Origin of the sequence: Corynebacterium simulans (genome assembly GCF_001586215.1) — a bacterium.
Classification (GTDB): domain Bacteria; phylum Actinomycetota; class Actinomycetes; order Mycobacteriales; family Mycobacteriaceae; genus Corynebacterium; species Corynebacterium simulans.
In genome coordinates this window covers 970,364-985,285 of the sequence record NZ_CP014634.1, presented here as the reverse complement: position 1 = coordinate 985,285, position 14,922 = coordinate 970,364, and the positions used below count along the sequence as shown (strand labels likewise).

General features: G+C 58.0%; 21 protein-coding genes. 16 read left to right on the top strand and 5 right to left on the bottom strand.

The annotated features are described in order from the left end of the window. Nucleotides 1-564: 564 nt before the first annotated feature. The 11 genes from rpsJ to rpsQ are packed head-to-tail and all read left to right on the top strand — an operon-like array spanning nt 565 to nt 5,743. Nucleotides 565-870: a 30S ribosomal protein S10 gene (gene rpsJ, locus WM42_RS04655; protein WP_003848085.1), complete on the top strand. Its 306-nt coding sequence runs from the start codon at nt 565-567 to the stop codon at nt 868-870. A 42-nt stretch (nt 871-912) separates the two neighbouring features. After that, a complete protein-coding gene (gene rplC / locus WM42_RS04650; protein WP_061920490.1) occupies nt 913-1,569 on the top strand; it encodes a 50S ribosomal protein L3 in 657 nt (218 codons plus the stop codon). Continuing rightward, a complete protein-coding gene (rplD, locus tag WM42_RS04645; protein ID WP_061920492.1) occupies nt 1,566-2,228 on the top strand; it encodes a 50S ribosomal protein L4 in 663 nt (220 codons plus the stop codon). The genes rplC and rplD overlap by 4 nt, the downstream gene beginning before the upstream one ends. Continuing rightward, nucleotides 2,228-2,530 carry a 50S ribosomal protein L23 gene (rplW, locus tag WM42_RS04640; protein ID WP_061920494.1) on the top strand — a complete coding sequence of 101 codons (303 nt, stop codon included), beginning with the start codon at nt 2,228-2,230 and terminating at the stop codon, nt 2,528-2,530. The genes rplD and rplW overlap by 1 nt, the downstream gene beginning before the upstream one ends. A 35-nt stretch (nt 2,531-2,565) precedes the next feature. Then, entirely contained in the window at nt 2,566-3,402 is an 837-nt protein-coding gene (gene rplB / locus WM42_RS04635; protein ID WP_061920496.1) for a 50S ribosomal protein L2, read from the top strand. 13 nt (nt 3,403-3,415) lie between these two features. Next, nucleotides 3,416-3,694 carry a 30S ribosomal protein S19 gene (gene rpsS, locus WM42_RS04630; RefSeq protein ID WP_005527741.1) on the top strand — a complete coding sequence of 93 codons (279 nt, stop codon included), beginning with the start codon at nt 3,416-3,418 and terminating at the stop codon, nt 3,692-3,694. 3 nt (nt 3,695-3,697) lie between these two features. Next, entirely contained in the window at nt 3,698-4,060 is a 363-nt protein-coding gene (gene rplV / locus WM42_RS04625) for a 50S ribosomal protein L22 (protein ID WP_061920498.1), read from the top strand. Continuing rightward, a complete protein-coding gene (gene rpsC, locus WM42_RS04620; RefSeq protein ID WP_061920500.1) occupies nt 4,060-4,806 on the top strand; it encodes a 30S ribosomal protein S3 in 747 nt (248 codons plus the stop codon). The genes rplV and rpsC overlap by 1 nt, the downstream gene beginning before the upstream one ends. Before the next feature lie 3 nt (nt 4,807-4,809). After that, the gene (gene rplP, locus WM42_RS04615) at nt 4,810-5,226 is read left to right on the top strand and encodes a 50S ribosomal protein L16 (protein ID WP_061920502.1); all 417 of its coding nucleotides are present in this window, start codon (nt 4,810-4,812) and stop codon (nt 5,224-5,226) included. Beyond that, nucleotides 5,226-5,456: a 50S ribosomal protein L29 gene (rpmC, locus tag WM42_RS04610; RefSeq protein WP_061920505.1), complete on the top strand. Its 231-nt coding sequence runs from the start codon at nt 5,226-5,228 to the stop codon at nt 5,454-5,456. The genes rplP and rpmC overlap by 1 nt, the downstream gene beginning before the upstream one ends. A 2-nt stretch (nt 5,457-5,458) precedes the next feature. Beyond that, the gene (gene rpsQ / locus WM42_RS04605; protein WP_061920507.1) at nt 5,459-5,743 is read left to right on the top strand and encodes a 30S ribosomal protein S17; all 285 of its coding nucleotides are present in this window, start codon (nt 5,459-5,461) and stop codon (nt 5,741-5,743) included. Between the two features lie 18 nt (nt 5,744-5,761). Here the strand turns inward: rpsQ and WM42_RS04600 are convergent, their stop codons facing one another. Then, complete coding sequence (locus tag WM42_RS04600; RefSeq protein ID WP_061920509.1) at nt 5,762-6,373, bottom strand: GNAT family N-acetyltransferase; 612 nt, start codon at nt 6,371-6,373, stop codon at nt 5,762-5,764. A 43-nt stretch (nt 6,374-6,416) separates the two neighbouring features. Between WM42_RS04600 and WM42_RS04595 the strand changes: the two genes are divergently transcribed. Both WM42_RS04595 and WM42_RS04590 read left to right on the top strand, forming a co-directional pair. Beyond that, a complete protein-coding gene (locus WM42_RS04595) occupies nt 6,417-7,799 on the top strand; it encodes an MFS transporter (RefSeq protein WP_062035890.1) in 1,383 nt (460 codons plus the stop codon). An 81-nt stretch (nt 7,800-7,880) separates the two neighbouring features. After that, entirely contained in the window at nt 7,881-8,414 is a 534-nt protein-coding gene (locus tag WM42_RS04590) for a TetR/AcrR family transcriptional regulator (RefSeq protein WP_235591318.1), read from the top strand. Between the two features lie 48 nt (nt 8,415-8,462). Here WM42_RS04590 and WM42_RS13395 read toward each other — a convergent pair whose 3' ends face one another. Then, nucleotides 8,463-8,885 (bottom strand): hypothetical protein, encoded by a 423-nt coding sequence (locus tag WM42_RS13395; protein ID WP_162492782.1) that lies wholly within the window; start codon nt 8,883-8,885, stop codon nt 8,463-8,465. A gap of 54 nt (nt 8,886-8,939) precedes the next feature. Then, nucleotides 8,940-9,164, bottom strand: coding sequence for an ABC transporter permease subunit (locus WM42_RS13615; protein ID WP_235590997.1), 225 nt, complete (start codon nt 9,162-9,164; stop codon nt 8,940-8,942). Between the two features lie 167 nt (nt 9,165-9,331). Here WM42_RS13615 and WM42_RS04575 point away from each other — a divergent pair, with 167 nt between their 5' ends. Further along, nucleotides 9,332-9,649 (top strand): hypothetical protein, encoded by a 318-nt coding sequence (locus tag WM42_RS04575; RefSeq protein ID WP_062035881.1) that lies wholly within the window; start codon nt 9,332-9,334, stop codon nt 9,647-9,649. A gap of 223 nt (nt 9,650-9,872) precedes the next feature. Here WM42_RS04575 and WM42_RS04570 read toward each other — a convergent pair whose 3' ends face one another. Further along, complete coding sequence (locus tag WM42_RS04570; RefSeq protein ID WP_061920519.1) at nt 9,873-10,292, bottom strand: hypothetical protein; 420 nt, start codon at nt 10,290-10,292, stop codon at nt 9,873-9,875. Continuing rightward, nucleotides 10,293-11,201 (bottom strand): carbohydrate kinase family protein, encoded by a 909-nt coding sequence (locus tag WM42_RS04565; RefSeq protein ID WP_061920520.1) that lies wholly within the window; start codon nt 11,199-11,201, stop codon nt 10,293-10,295. Nucleotides 11,202-11,222: 21 nt separating this feature from the next. Between WM42_RS04565 and WM42_RS04560 the strand changes: the two genes are divergently transcribed. Beyond that, on the top strand, nt 11,223-12,548 hold the full coding sequence (locus WM42_RS04560; RefSeq protein WP_062035879.1) for a glycoside hydrolase family 32 protein: 1,326 nt from the start codon (nt 11,223-11,225) through the stop codon (nt 12,546-12,548). Nucleotides 12,549-12,678: 130 nt separating this feature from the next. Further along, the gene (locus tag WM42_RS04555; protein ID WP_062035877.1) at nt 12,679-14,730 is read left to right on the top strand and encodes a sucrose-specific PTS transporter subunit IIBC; all 2,052 of its coding nucleotides are present in this window, start codon (nt 12,679-12,681) and stop codon (nt 14,728-14,730) included. Nucleotides 14,731-14,922 lie beyond the last annotated feature (192 nt).

Below are 14,922 nucleotides of genomic sequence, written 5' to 3'. Positions count from 1 at the left end.
CTTTTGGAAAACGTGACTTTGCACACGGTTTGGAAAAAAGTTTGGAAAACGCGCGATTACATGCTTAAATACAAGGGTTGCTTTAACACAACGGCGTTTGGAAATCGTGGGTGAAACACACCCGATATTCAACAAAGTTGCTGGTAAAGCGAACATGACACCTTCGCAGGTGGGCACTTTTTAAGTGTGTGCCGAGAAGGTCATTCAATCGGGCTAGGTCCGCGTTTAGTAGAGACATCCCGAGCGAATGGACCGGAGAAGGGGCATGGCAAATAAACAGCGGCAGTATATGAATTGGATTTGTGCCTCCACGTGTAATGCGTGAGGAACCGTCCTCTTTCTATAGAACTTTGACTTACGGGTCTTGTACCCCGTCGAAAGCACTGCAACCAGGTTTATTGCCAGGTCGCAACTTTTGGTCGTCATGACAGTCAGACAACTGGCGTTGCGCCCAGGCCCTAGAGTCCGGACAACGTTATAGAGAAATCGAGAAGCAATTCCCACCGCTTCACGCCCCGGATACGCCGGGAATGTGAATGTGGGGTAGCGAGGAAGAGGATAAGCGTGGCGGGACAAAAAATCCGCATTCGGCTGAAGGCCTATGATCACGAGGCTATCGACGCTTCTGCAAAGAAGATCGTCGAGACCGTTACCCGTACGGGTGCTCGTGTTGTTGGCCCAGTGCCGCTCCCAACCGAGAAGAACGTATACGCCGTTATTCGTTCTCCGCACAAGTACAAGGACTCTCGCGAGCACTTCGAGATGCGCACTCACAAGCGCCTCATCGACATTCTCGACCCGACCCCGAAGACCGTTGACGCTTTGATGCGCATCGACCTTCCGGCCAGCGTCGACGTAAACATTCAGTAGTGTAAAGCGATCGACGAATAGATATTTGGTGGAGAACTAACAATGAGTGAAAACGAGATCAAGGGCATTCTGGGCAAGAAGCTCGGCATGACCCAGATCTTCGACGAGGAAAACCGCGTTGTACCGGTTACCGTCGTTGAAGCTGGGCCGTGCGTTGTTACCCAGATTCGCACCGCAGAAACCGATGGCTACAACGCCATCCAGATCGCATTTGGCGAAATCGACCCACGCAAGGCAAACAAGCCTGCCGCAGGTCACTTCAAGAAGGCTGGCGTAACCCCACGTCGCCACGTTGCCGAAATCCGCATGGATGACACCTCTGCTTACGAGGTTGGCCAGGAAGTTACCGCTGACATCTTCGAGGGCATCACCTTCGTTGACGTCACCGGCACGACCAAGGGCCACGGCTACGCTGGCGCCATGAAGCGCCACGGCTTCGCAGGTCAGGGTGCTGCCCACGGTAACCAGGCTGCTCACCGCCGCGTCGGCGGCATCGGCGCCTGCGCTACCCCGGCTCGCGTCTTCAAGGGCACCCGCATGGCTGGCCGCATGGGCCACGACCGTGTGACCACCCAGAACCTGAAGATTCAGAAGATCGATGCCGAGTCCAACCTGCTGCTCATCAAGGGTGCTATCCCTGGTGCACGCGGTGGCCTCGTCACCGTTAAGACCGCAGTGAAGGGCGGTGCACACGCATGAGCAACCTCAAGCTAGACGTCCAGACCGCTGAGGGTAAGACCAACGGCTCTGTCGAGCTGCCAGCAGAGATCTTTGACACCGAGGCATCCATCGCTTTGATGCACCAGGTTGTCAACGCTCAGCTTGCTGCTGCGCGCCAGGGCACCCACAAGGCAAAGACCCGTGGCGAGGTTTCCGGCGGTGGCCGTAAGCCTTTCCGCCAGAAGGGCACCGGTCGTGCACGCCAGGGCTCGATCCGCGCACCGCACTACGCAGGTGGCGGCATCTCCCACGGCCCGGTTCCGCGCGACTACGCACAGCGCACCCCTAAGAAGATGATCAAGGCTGCTCTCTTTGGTGCACTGTCCGACCGCGCTCGCAACGAGCGTATCCACGTAATCGAAGAGCTCGTCCCGGGCCAGACCCCGTCCACCAAGGCGGCTAAGGCTTTCATCGAGCGTCTGACCGAGCGCAAGAACGTGCTGCTCGTTGTCGGCCGCGAGGACATCAACGCTCGCCGCAGCGCCAACAACCTGCCTAACGTCCAGATCCTGGACGCAGGCCAGCTGAACACCTACGACGTCCTTTACTCTGACGACGTTGTGTTCTCCGTTGAGGCTCTGCACACCTTCGTCGCTCGCGCTCAGGGTGCGAACGAGGAAGTTAAGGAGGAGAAGTAATGGCTAAGCTCGCTAACCCGCGTGACATTGTCATCGCACCGGTCGTTTCCGAGAAGTCCTACGGCCTGATGGAGCAGAACGTCTACACGTTCTACGTCTCCACGGACTCCAACAAGACCCAGATCAAAGATGCCATCGAGCAGATCTTCGGCGTAAAGGTTGACTCCGTGAACACCGTCAACCGTGCAGGTAAGCGTAAGCGCACCCGCACCGGTTTCGGTCAGCGTAAGTCCACCAAGCGCGCTTATGTGACGCTTCGCGAAGGCAGCGACTCCATCGACATCTTCGGCGGCGGCGCTTAAGCGCCACCGGAGAGCCGAAAGGAAAAGGAAGAATTATGGCTATTCGTAAGTACAAGCCGACAACTCCGGGTCGCCGCGCATCCTCCGTGTCCGAGTTCGAGGAGATCACTCGTTCCACTCCGGAGAAGTCCCTGCTGCGCCCGCTGACCAAGACTGGTGGTCGTAACAACTACGGCCGCATCACCACCCGCCACATCGGCGGTGGCCACAAACGTCGTTACCGTCTGATCGACTTCCGTCGTACGGACAAGGACGGTATCCCGGCAAAGGTTGCTCACATCGAGTACGACCCGAACCGCACCGCAAACATCGCTCTTCTGCACTACGCAGATGGCGAGAAGCGCTACATCATCGCCCCTAAGGGCCTGAAGCAGGGCACCATCGTTGAGGCCGGCGCTAACGCCGACATCAAGGTTGGTAACAACCTGCCGCTGCGCAACATCCCAACCGGTACCACCATCCACGCTGTGGAGCTCAAGCCGGGCGCAGGCGCTAAGCTTGCTCGCTCCGCTGGTGCTTCCATCCAGCTGCTGGGTAAGGAAGGCAAGTACGCAATCCTGCGTATGCCGTCCTCCGAGATCCGCCGCGTCGACATCCGTTGCCGCGCAACCGTGGGTGAGGTCGGTAACGCTGACCAGATGAACATCCGTTGGGGTAAGGCCGGCCGTATGCGCTGGAAGGGCGTTCGCCCGACCGTCCGTGGTGTCGTCATGAACCCGGTTGACCACCCACACGGTGGTGGTGAGGGTAAGACCTCCGGTGGTCGTCACCCTGTGTCCCCATGGGGCAAGAAGGAGGGTCGCACCCGCAACCCGAACCGTTACTCGAACAACATGATCGTGCGCCGTCGTCGCCCGAACAAGAAGCGCTAAGAGGAGGTAAACAATGCCACGCAGCCTTAAGAAAGGCCCGTTCGTCGATGAGCACCTCCTCAACAAGGTGGATGCTCAGAACGAGGCTGGCACCAAGCAGGTCATCAAGACCTGGTCTCGCCGCTCGACCATTCTGCCTGACTTCATCGGTCACACCTTCGCCGTCCATGACGGACGTAAGCACGTGCCGGTGTTCGTAGAGGACTCCATGGTCGGCCACAAGCTCGGTGAGTTCGCACCAACCAAGACTTTCAAGGGTCACATCAAGGACGATAAGAAGGGACGTCGATAAGCGATGAGTGAAACCATCACCTCCGCATCCGCAACGGCCCGCTACGTCCGCGTTACTCCGATGAAGGCACGCCGTGTCATCGATCTGGTTCGCGGCAAGTCCGTAGCCGAGGCACTTGCAATCCTGAAGTACGCTCCGCAGGGCGCTGCTAAGCCAGTCGCTAAGGTTGTTGCTTCTGCAGCTGCTAACGCTGAGAACAACTTCGGTCTGGACCCACGCACCCTGGTCGTCTCCGAGGCATACGCCAACGAGGGCCCGACCATGCGTCGTTTCCAGCCACGCGCACAGGGCCGTGCATTCATGATTCGTAAGCGCACCAGCCACATCACCGTGGTGGTCGAGAGCCAGAAGGAAGGGGCCAAGTAATGGGCCAGAAAATCCATCCTCACGGCCTACGTTTGGGCATCACTTCCGACTGGAAGACCCACTGGTTCGCCGATAAGGACTACGCGAACTACGTAGCCGAAGACATCAAGATCCGTCAGTACCTCGAGAAGGGCCTCGACCGCGCCGGCATTGCCGACGTCGTTATCGAGCGCACCCGTGACCGCGTACGCGTCGACATTCACACCGCCCGCCCAGGCATCGTGATCGGCCGCCGCGGTGCTGAGGCAGACCGCATCCGCCGCGAGCTCGAGAAGCTCACCGGCAAGATGGTCGCCCTCAACATTCTCGAGGTCAAGCAGGTCGACGCAAACGCAACCCTCGTTGCTCAGTCCGTCGCCGAGCAGCTGGTTAACCGTGTTGCATTCCGTCGTGCAATGCGCAAGGCTATCCAGTCCGCTATGCGCCAGCCGCAGGTCAAGGGTATTAAGATCCTCTTGAACGGTCGTCTGGGCGGCGCCGAGATGTCCCGTACCGAGCGCTACCACGAGGGTCGCGTTCCGCTGCACACTCTTCGCGCCGAGATCGACTACGGCACCGCAGAGGCTCACACCACCTTCGGCCGCATTGGCATCAAGGTGTGGATCTACAAGGGTGACGTCGTCGGTGGCGTACGCGAATCCGAACTGAACGCTCCGGCGCAGGGCCGTGGCCGCGGTGACCGTAACGGTCGTCCGCGCCGTGGTGGCCAGCGTCGTCAGCGCGCACAGCAGAAGCAGGAGGGCTAATCCATGCTGATTCCTAAGCGCGTTAAGTACCGCCGCCAGCACCGTCCTACCCGTACCGGTGTTTCCAAGGGCGGTAACCGCATCAACTTTGGTGATTACGCAATCCAGGCTCTCGAGCCGGCTTACATCACCAACCGTCAGATTGAGGCCGCACGTATTGCCATCAACCGCCACGTCAAGCGTGGTGGCAAGGTGTGGATCAACATCTTCCCGGACCGTCCGTTGACCCAGAAGCCGCTCGGCGTTCGTATGGGTTCCGGTAAGGGCCCGGTTGAGAAGTGGGTCGCCAACGTTAAGCCGGGCCGCGTCCTCTTCGAGATGTCCTACCCGAACGAGGCCACCGCAATTGAGGCACTGCGCCGCGCAGGCCAGAAGCTTCCTTGCAAGGTCCGCATCATCAAGAAGGAGGACCAGTTCTAATGGCAACCGGTACCCCCGCCCACGAGTTCCGTGAGCTCGACAACGCTGAGCTGGAAAAGCGTCTGCAGGATGCGAAGGAAGAGCTGTTCAACCTTCGTTTCCAGAAGGCTACCGGCCAGCTGACCAACAACCGCCGCATCGGCACGGTTAAGCGCGACATTGCCCGCATCTACACCGTTCTTCGCGAGCGCGAGCTGGGCCTGTCCGTAGTTCCGGGAGCTGAGGCTTAATCATGAGTGAGGCAAACGTGAACGAAGTAAAGAAGGAGCGCGGTGCGCGCAAGACCCGCATCGGTATCGTAGTTTCCGACAAGATGGATAAGACCATCGTCGTCGAGCTCGAGGATCGCAAGCAGCACGCGCTTTACGGCAAGATCATGCGCTCTAACAAGAAGGTTAAGGCACATGACGAGAACGAGACCGCCGGCGTCGGCGACCGCGTTCTGATCGCCGAGACCCGCCCGCTGTCTAAGGACAAGCACTTCCGTCTCGTCGAGGTCGTTGAGAAGGCTAAGTAAAACCTAGCTTTTCAACACTTAAGCCGGCCGAGCTTTTCCTCCTTTAGGAAGAAGGCTCGGCCGGCTTTTCATATGCGCGTATTTTTTAAGCGTTCGTCGCGCTGCCCGGTATAGCAACGTATCTAGCGTGGTCTCCCAGTAGACAGTGTCGATGCCGACACCGCGGTCGTCGCAAAGCGTGTCTGCTCTATCGGCATAGCGGGATAGTGCCGTCATACTCTGCTTGTTGGTAGACCAAGTCTTGGCCAGGATGGGGCATTTCAACCGCATTGCGGCGGTGCAGATATGGCGCACATACGCGTTAGTGAGTCCGTGCTTGCGCCATTCGGGCGCGGTGACCGCGGTGCTCACGTATAGGTAGCTTTGGCCCTGCCATTGATAGGGATAGTAATAAGCGCAGAACCCTGCCAACTTGTTGTTGCGGGTGACCGTGATGATGGTGGCCTTTTCGATCAACGACTCGTAATAGTCTTTGATTCCCGTATTCGCTCCCTGGCTGTCCCAGTCGGTCTGTCCAACGGCCGCGCGCTGCGAGAGCGGGGGAGTGAAGTCCTTGTCGCAACGAGTTAGAAGTTCGAAGAGTTCTTTTGCTTCGCCGACGGGAATCTGTCCTGGTTTGTAGTGGCCCATTAGCGTAGTCTCCAATCTCTTTAAAAGTGGTAGTTTGTAACGCATGGTAGAGACTATCGCTAAAACGCATTGGTCGCATCTATTAACACTGTGTGCCGGAATTATGGCGTTGTATATGAATACGACCATGGTTGCGGTTGCCCTGCCAGCATTGACGAACTCACTAGGTGCGAGCCCCGCGGAAGCCGCATGGGTTGTCTCCGCATACAATGTCGCCTTCCTTGCGGTATTGCTGCCGTGCGGGCTCTTCGGCGACAGGCTCGGACATAAACGTCTACTCCTCTTAGGAAGCATGGTCTTTCTTGTATCAGCGCTCGTGTGCGCGCTTGCTCCGTCGGCCATCTGGCTCATTGTCGGACGTGCGGGCATGGGACTTGCGGCCTCGGTGTTTACGCCGATGTCGCTGGCCCTTTTGCCCACGGTGATAGAGCCTTCCGACATGGCACTGGCCAATAGTTTGTGGACCGCCGCCGGTGGTGTTGGCGCTCCTTTAGGTCCGCTCCTGGGTGGCTGGATTATTCATGCTTTAGGCTGGCGTGGCATCTTCTGGCTTGACGTCGTTGTCATCGCCCTTGTCTTTTTCGGCTGTAGCCGACTGCCGAAGGCAAGAGCTGTTCCTTCCCATCCGGTGCTGCCTTGGGTACAGATCTTGCTCTCTGCCTTTGGTTTCCTTGTTCTCACGGTTGGCATGATTAACGTTGGCGGCAAGGTCTCATTTAGTGCGGTTTGGTTACCAATTCTGATTGGGTTGGCTGCTTTGGCACTGGCCCTGGTCTTCGGCGGAAGGAGCGATCAAGCGCTCGTGGACTTGGGGCTTTTGAACAATCCGCGCTTCCTCGTGAATACTGTGACCCTGTTCTTTATCAACTTGGTGCTTTTCGGGCTGCTTTATGTCACTCCGCACTACCTGCAGAATATCTTGGGCAACTCGCCTGCCCGGGGTGGCTTGATGCTTATGCCTTTGGCCGGCACTGCCATCGTTGGCGCCTTGGCAGCCGGGCTGTTGGTGCGGCGAAGCAAGATTGGGCGGTGGCTTCTGCCTAGCTCGATTTTCCTCGTCGCCGGGGGGCTGCTGGTTGGTGCGTTGACGAGTCCATCCAGCGGATATGGATATTTGGCCGCGGGGTTAAGCCTTGCCGGCTTTGGTGTGGGGGCGGGTCAATCCTTGGCTTTGCAGGAGGCGATGGCGCAGGTTCACCCGGAGCGCCGGGGAAGTGGTGCCTCGTTGGTTAATACAATTCGGCAGCTTGGCTCGCTCCTAGGCGTTGCTTTCATCGCCTCACTCGTAATTAACTTGGCAGGCGAGCCGGCTAGCGACGCCTCCTATATCCATGCGATGGATAGCGTCTTTGTCCTGTGTAGCGCTGCTTGTGTTTTAACGGGATTTGCGTTGTTATTCATGCACACGAGGCAGCAGAAATTATAGAGTTAAGGCATGGTGTCACGTCCTTTAGAATCTTCGTCTTCGGACAATCTTGGGCTTAATCGTCGCGACCGAAAGAAACTTATGACGCGGCGCGCGATCCGAAGTGCGGCGCTCGAGCTTTTTGCAGAGCGTGGATATGACGACGTCACCGTGGCTGAAATTACCGAAGCCGCTGATGTCTCAGCGATGACCTTCTACCGCCACTTTGGCACGAAAGAAGCCGTTATCACCAGTGTCATCATCAGCCCCGAAGCAACAAAGGTTCTGGTGGACATCGCGCAGATGACTGATTATAAGAACTTGGAGGCAGCGCTCCGCGAACTCTTCAGCGATGCCGATGCGTGGGGAGGACAGCTCGCAGATCGAGTCCTTCTGTTGCGTGAAAATCCTTCGTTGCTGGGCCATATCTGGCAGCACTCGGACCAGTGGGTGGACTGCGTCCTAGCTGAGACGGGCACCAGCATTATCGACCGCACCCGTGCCCGCAGTCTGATCGGCATCTTCATCGAATGCATCGCAGGTTGGTCCGAGCGCAGGGATTTTCCAAAGAACGCCGGCCTCAAAGAGCTTTTAATTCAGACCATCCCAGCAACTCTCGCGCCGCATCCGAGTTAACGACCCCCGAGCGGTCTCTGCTCGCAAAGACAACCTTTGAAATAGTCTTTAAGAAAACCTGCTCACCGCGGAAGTCGTCGGGTCGTAGTGCACGCCGGCACGCATTCCCGTCCAACCAATGAACGGTTCTGCGCTTAGCGTGATGGGCTTGTGCACGTGCCCAAGCACACACGTCGCACCGCTTTCTTGCAGATCCTCTAGCTTGCACGGCAGGCAAGGCTTACGGCTGAATTCACCGTGCACAGAGGTGTGAAGCAGTCCCAGGCCATTGAAGCTGGGGATTTCGATCTCTCGTGGGTCAGGGTCGGTGGCCACGCCGCAGGTCCACGCCTGCACACCGTCGATTTCGAAGAAGTGCGGTTCGGTCCCGTGCGCGATGATTCCTTCGGGCCATTTATAGTCATGGTGATCATGCGCGTTCCTTTTGTTGCCAGGAAGTGACGAGTACGAGGACGATAATTGAAGTTCCAACCCCCATAAGGGTCATTGCCATGGCCTCGGCGCGGTGGCCTTGATCGAATTGGTTCATGATCCAGGACGCGAGCAGGTTGATGTTGTTCCGGCGCACCAGCGAAGAATCACGAGTTCACGGAATCCTGCGAAGAAAGCCAGAATCCAGCCTGCTGCGATACCCGGTGTAAGCAAAGGCAGCGTGATCCGGAAGAAGGTCTGGTGCCCCTTGGCACCGGAGACCTTCGCCGCTTCGTAGACGGTGTGGGAGACCGCCGCGGCAGATTCGCCGATTTCCACAATCCTCACCGCCCCAGGGCGTTAAGCTAAAACGCTGTCTCCTATTTCCTTATGTGTTTTGAGGTCCAATCATGCGCCGCTATGTTTCCTTACTCTGTGTTGCAGCCCTAGCGCTTTCTGGCTGCAGTAATTCCGGAAAAAACGACTCCGCTAAAGAAACAGAGAAGATGTTCAATACGATGGCGCCACAAAGTTCAGCAGAGGCGGATTCCCAAGAATCCAAGGCGTCAGAAGAATCGAAGAAACCAGCGGTGGTCGTTGAAGACGGCATCTTGAAGATGACGGGCAAGGTTGTAAAGAAGAAGGGGCGTGAGACCCTAGGTTCGCAGTCTGAATCCGGATTCCCTGAAAGCGAGCTCAACGGCGACTATTGGATCCTCGAATTTGACGCTCCGGGGGAGGTCACCGGGAACAGGGCAAATTACAAGGAAACCCGTTGGATCGATAGCGGCTTGCTTGCATCGCACTACAGCACGCACGAGTAAAGCCGCGAAAAGGCAGAGCCGTGGGTGGGCAAGCATGTGACAGTGTCGATCGCTGCTGACAAAGTTGGTTGGCAAAATGATGCCTCTTTGCCGAACGGCCCGCTTCGTCTGGGCACCGGCTTTGAAATCGAAGCTGCTGAATAACAAGAACTCCTTGTGGCTGCGCAGAGCTACTACAAGGAGTTCTTGATGTCTTTCGGGGAGCCAAAGGCAGTTTTGCCGATTAATGCTTGACCGGAGTAACGCGGCCAGCCCGCCAATCCAGGAAGGCCATGGCGGCGCAGAAGATGTTGAGCACGGCGCTGGTGCCCAGGGTGAAGGTACCTACCTTGTACATGGTGGTGCCGGCGGCGTCGAAGTTGTTGAAGATGATAAGCCAGCAGATCCAGCCGATGAGCGCGGTCAACGCAGCGAGGGCGGAAAGTGCGCGCAGGCCACGTGCGGGGCGTTCAGGTGGGGCGAAGGCTTTGTGCGCGGCGTCGACAAGAATGGCGAGCGCAACGAGGATACTCACGATGCCGGATAGCCACGTGGGCAGCAGGGCAGAAGTGCCCAGGACTACCGGGAAGATGAAAGACAGCGCCACGAAGATGAACGCCACGGTGTGAAGTATGGCGCTACGGCCCTGGTAGGAAGAAAACATTTAGGCCTCTTTCTTCTGAACATCTGCTTGCATGGCAAGCACTTCTGCGCGGTGCGGTGGCTGTGCGCCCTTGCGAGAGACGGTAATCGCAGCGGCTGCCGCGGCGAATTCCAAAATCTTTTTCCAGTCGTATTCGCTCAAGTGAGTGAGCTCTTCGGCCGTGAGGTTGCGGCGGGCGATCTCTGTGAGCAGCGCGCCCATGATGGTATCGCCCGCGCCGATGGTGTCGGCGACGTCGACCTTGGCGGAAGGCACATCGAACCGGGTCGTGCCAGCGCGCAACGTGAGGCCCTCGCTGCTGCGGGTAACCACCACGACGGGAACCTGCTTGAGGGCCTGCTTGCCCAGGAATTCCACTTCTTCCTCAGAAAGCTTCAGCACGGTGACGTGGGCAAGTAGCTCGTTGAGGAAGGCCTTGTGCTCATCGTTGGTATAGAACGGGCGGATATTCGGATCGAGCGCCACGATGCTGCCCTTAGCTGCGAATTGCTTGAGCAGTTCGCCATAGCGCGAAGCACCTGGCTCCAACGCGAGGGAAACAGTGCCGAAGCAGGCAATCTCGGCGTCGGAAAGCGTGGGCTCAACCAACCTATCTGCCGTGCCCTCCGTGTAGAAGGTATAGGACGCCGAACCATCATCACCGATGCTGGTCACGGCCAAAGTGGTGGGCTCTGGACCGCGCTGGACCATAGACGTGTCCACGCCTTCTTGTTCCAGCCTTTCCACCAGCGCGTTACCGAAACCGTCGGTGGAAAGGCGCGACTGGAAGCTGACCTCGCCGCCCAGACGCGCCGCCGCGATGGCCACATTGAAAGGCCCGCCGCCCAAAGCCGGCGTGAGGTCTTGCAAGCTACCTGGGCTGACGGGGACGAGATCGACGAGTCCTTCGCCACACACATGGATTCTCATGGATTCCATAGTATCGGTGATATGAACTACCGTCCGAACTTCCACATCGCGCCCCCGTATGGCCGTCTCAACGATCCAAATGGTGTCTTTCTAGATGGCGACACCATGCACGTCTATTACCAACATGACCCTTGCTTCCCGCACGCGCCGAAGCGAACGGGGTGGGCGCATGCCTCGGCGAAGTACTCAGTGGCAGGCCCCTGGCGGCATCATCCGGACGTGCTTTCGCCTGACCTGCCCTATGACAAGGACGGCTGTTACTCCGGCGGTGCCGTGGTCGATGGCACCGACGTGTGGCTGTTTTATACGGGCAACCTCAAGGTGGATGGCAAGCGCATTCCTTCCCAGAACCGCGTGCGCGTTCTCGACCCTTCCGGCCCTGAGGGCGGCATTTATTATCGCGATGCCGCGAACCCGCTGATTCCCGATAGCGAGGAAGGCTTTACCGGGCACTTCCGTGATCCGCAGATTTCCCGGGATGAGCAAGGCTGGCGCATGGTCATTGGCGCGCAACGTGAGGATGAGAACGCTGCGGTGGTGCTCTACCGCTCGCAGGACCTTAAGAACTGGGACTTTGAGGGAGCACTGAAATTCGCGCTTGACGACGCCGCGCTGGGGCTTAGCCCCGATCTCCTACCGGGCGGATATATGTGGGAGTGCCCAAACCTTGTGACCTTGACTGATAAGGCGACCGGTGAGTCTAAGGACGTCCTGGTCTTTTGCCCGCAGGGGCTTGAACCCATCAAGGTAGATGGGCAAACGCACTACGCTTCTTCCGACCAGTGCGGCTACCTGGTGGGCAAGCTGGACGGCAACACCTTCCACGTCGAGCGTGGTTTCAGCGAGCTGGACTATGGACACGAGTTTTACGCCCCGCAGCTGGTTGGCATGAGCGATGGCCAGGCGCTGCTGCTCGGCTGGATGGGCCTTCCTGCTCAAGATGACAAGCCCACTGTGGAGGAGGGCTGGGTGCACACCCTGACCTTGCCGCGCCGGGTATGGCTGGAAGACGGCGTGCTTTATCAATGGCCGGTGTGGGAGACGATTCCCGATGTTGCTGGTAGGGAGGGCTTCGGCAGCACGGTGAGCCTGAACTCTTCGCGTGGCGGCAGCTATAGCCTCGTGGATGATGAAGGTAGGGAACACCTGCGCTTTACCGCAGGCGAAGGACTGCTGCGCGTGAGTGTGGGCGATGACGAGCGCGTGATTGCTTGCCCAGAGGGCGAGGTCATGGCCATTGCCGATGGCTGCGCCGTGGAAATTTTCGCTGGCGGTGGACGAATTGCGGCGTCGGCAAGCGTATTTGGCGAAGGCGGAGCGCGATGGAGCGGCTGGATTAAGAACTAGGTGACCGTTCAAACGGCAAAACTTGGTGAATTTTCCCTCAAATATGTCCGATCTCTTGGCTTTTTGTCTGAAAGCTGTATCTAATGGTTCTAGGTTGATTAGCTCGTGAAAAAGAAAGGGAGCTTTGCCTATGGACCATAAGGAAGTTGCCGCACGGACCCTGCGTGCACTTGGCGGCGAAGAAAACATCATCGGCTTGGCGCACTGCGCAACGCGCCTGCGCATGGTGCTGAAGGATACGAAGAAGGTCGATACCAAGGCCTTAGAGGCTGACCCTGACCTCAAGGGAATCTTTGAAGCCGGTGGAATGTTCCAGGTCATCGTTGGTCCAGGTGACGTCAACGTTGTTTATAGGGAATTGAACGGCATGATCCACAAGGACGTTGCCGTTTCCACCGAAGAGCTCAAAGACATTGCCGCTAATTCCGGCAACTGGTTCTCCCGCGCCGTCAAGGTGCTCGCGGATATCTTCGTGCCGCTCATCCCGATTCTGGTCGGCGGCGGTTTGCTCATGGCACTGAACAACGTCTTGTCGGCTGAAGGGTTGTTTGGTGAGAAAGCGGCCATTGAAATGGTGCCGGCACTCAAAGATGTTGCTGGCCTTATCAACCTGCTGGCTTCTGCTCCCTTTGCTTTCCTGCCCATTTTGGTGGGCTTTACTGCCACTAAGCGCTTTGGCGGCAATGAGTTTTTGGGCGCGGGTATGGCCATGGCAATGGTTATGCCGGACCTAGTCAACGGCTACAACGTGGCTGAGACCATCGAGGCCGGCGACATGGAGTATTGGAACATCTTTGGCCTCGATGTCGCACAGGCCGGCTACCAGGGTTCCATCCTGCCGATTCTGGTTATTGCGTGGATCCTGGCCACGATTGAGAAGTTCCTCCACCGCCACCTAAAGGGCACGGTGGACTTCATGCTCACGCCGTTGATTACCCTGCTGGTCACCGGCTTTATCACTTTCGCTGCCATTGGCCCGTTCCTGCGCACTGCCGGTGAGTGGTTGGGCGTTGGCTTGGCCAATTTGTATGACTTTGCAGGCCCTGTCGGCGGCTTCCTTTTTGGCTTGGTTTACTCGCCAATCGTCATCACCGGCCTGCACCAATCCTTCCCACCAATCGAATACATGCTGTGGGATCAAGGCGGATCTTTCATCTTCGCCACGGCAGCGATGGCGAATATTGCCCAAGGTGGCGCAGCCCTCGCGGTCTACTTCCTGGCGCGTAGCGAAAAGCTCAAGGGCTTGGCTGGTGCTTCCGGTACCTCGGCACTATTCGGTATCACTGAGCCTGCCATCTTCGGTGTGAATCTGCGCTTGCGCTGGCCTTTCTACATCGGCATGGCTGCCTCTGCAGTGGCCTCGACTCTCATTGCCATCTTCGACGTGAAGGCAACGGCACTCGGCGCGGCCGGCATCATCGGTTTCGTTTCGATGCGCCCGGAGGATTACAGTCAGTTCTTTATCTGTGCTGCAATCGCACTCGCAGGCTCCTTCATCGGCGCCTACCTTTATGGCCGCTACCTAGCCCGGAAGAACGGCTCCATTGATCCGGATGAGGTGAATCCTCCGGCAGCCGAGGCTCAAGCCGCCGCTGCCACCCCAGCTGCGGTAGCAGCCGAGGATGCCTGCACCATCTTCTCCCCATTGGAGGGCACCGCCGTGCCACTGTCTCAGGTCAGCGATCCTATGTTTGCCGGCGGCAAGCTAGGCCAGGGCGTGGCAATCGAGCCGACCGTGGGCAAACTGGTTGCGCCTGCCGACGGCAAAATCACCGTTACCTTCCCTTCCCACCATGCCTACGCCATTCGCACCAAGGGCCCAGTGGTGGGCAATATCGATATCCTCATGCATATTGGCTTCGATACGGTAAACCTTAAAGGCAAGCACTTCACCTCCCACGTCACCAAGGGCGATGAGGTCAGGCGAGGCGATGTCCTCGCCGAATTTGATATCGACGCCATCAAGGCCGCCGGCCTTCCCGTAACTACCCCGGTGGTCGTCTCGAATTCGAAGAAGACTGGCCCTGTTCTTCCTACCGCGGCTTTCCGCCCCGGCGAACTCATTGGCTTCGGCACCGATATCTTTACTGTGGATCCCAAGCCCGATCCAGCATTCGCTCCAGCCACTGGACATGCAGCTACACCTGCATCCACTGACGAGCCTGCAGGCACAACCCGTTAGCTTGAAAGAACAAAGGCCGAACTGAGGAGAACTCCTTCCCAGTTCGGCCTTTAACGGTTTAGCAATAGCGGCGCTCTCTGGGGCGAAAGCTCATCTTGAGCCCAAGCAAACTGTGACGCACCAGGGTGCCTATAGCAAAAAGCTGCGCCGGCCGGACCGAAGCCCGACCGGCGCAGCCAGTCTCAATTCAGT

Excerpts from the sequence above, each read along its gene's own strand:
- rpsS (WP_005527741.1), top strand. The coding sequence starts at position 3,416 with ATGCCACGCAGCCTTAAGAAAGGCCCGTTCGTCGATGAGCACCTCCTC.
- rplD (WP_061920492.1), top strand. The coding sequence starts at position 1,566 with ATGAGCAACCTCAAGCTAGACGTCCAGACCGCTGAGGGTAAGACCAAC.
- WM42_RS04570 (WP_061920519.1), bottom strand. The coding sequence starts at position 10,292 with ATGTTTTCTTCCTACCAGGGCCGTAGCGCCATACTTCACACCGTGGCG.
- WM42_RS04565 (WP_061920520.1), bottom strand. The coding sequence starts at position 11,201 with ATGAGAATCCATGTGTGTGGCGAAGGACTCGTCGATCTCGTCCCCGTC.
- WM42_RS04595 (WP_062035890.1), top strand. The coding sequence starts at position 6,417 with ATGGTAGAGACTATCGCTAAAACGCATTGGTCGCATCTATTAACACTG.
- rpmC (WP_061920505.1), top strand. The coding sequence starts at position 5,226 with ATGGCAACCGGTACCCCCGCCCACGAGTTCCGTGAGCTCGACAACGCT.
- WM42_RS04560 (WP_062035879.1), top strand. The coding sequence starts at position 11,223 with ATGAACTACCGTCCGAACTTCCACATCGCGCCCCCGTATGGCCGTCTC.
- WM42_RS04555 (WP_062035877.1), top strand. The coding sequence starts at position 12,679 with ATGGACCATAAGGAAGTTGCCGCACGGACCCTGCGTGCACTTGGCGGC.
- rplW (WP_061920494.1), top strand. The coding sequence starts at position 2,228 with ATGGCTAAGCTCGCTAACCCGCGTGACATTGTCATCGCACCGGTCGTT.
- WM42_RS04575 (WP_062035881.1), top strand. The coding sequence starts at position 9,332 with ATGTTCAATACGATGGCGCCACAAAGTTCAGCAGAGGCGGATTCCCAA.
- WM42_RS04600 (WP_061920509.1), bottom strand. The coding sequence starts at position 6,373 with ATGGGCCACTACAAACCAGGACAGATTCCCGTCGGCGAAGCAAAAGAA.
- rplV (WP_061920498.1), top strand. The coding sequence starts at position 3,698 with ATGAGTGAAACCATCACCTCCGCATCCGCAACGGCCCGCTACGTCCGC.
- rpsC (WP_061920500.1), top strand. The coding sequence starts at position 4,060 with ATGGGCCAGAAAATCCATCCTCACGGCCTACGTTTGGGCATCACTTCC.
- rpsQ (WP_061920507.1), top strand. The coding sequence starts at position 5,459 with ATGAGTGAGGCAAACGTGAACGAAGTAAAGAAGGAGCGCGGTGCGCGC.
- rplB (WP_061920496.1), top strand. The coding sequence starts at position 2,566 with ATGGCTATTCGTAAGTACAAGCCGACAACTCCGGGTCGCCGCGCATCC.
- rplC (WP_061920490.1), top strand. The coding sequence starts at position 913 with ATGAGTGAAAACGAGATCAAGGGCATTCTGGGCAAGAAGCTCGGCATG.
- WM42_RS04590 (WP_235591318.1), top strand. The coding sequence starts at position 7,881 with ATGACGCGGCGCGCGATCCGAAGTGCGGCGCTCGAGCTTTTTGCAGAG.
- rplP (WP_061920502.1), top strand. The coding sequence starts at position 4,810 with ATGCTGATTCCTAAGCGCGTTAAGTACCGCCGCCAGCACCGTCCTACC.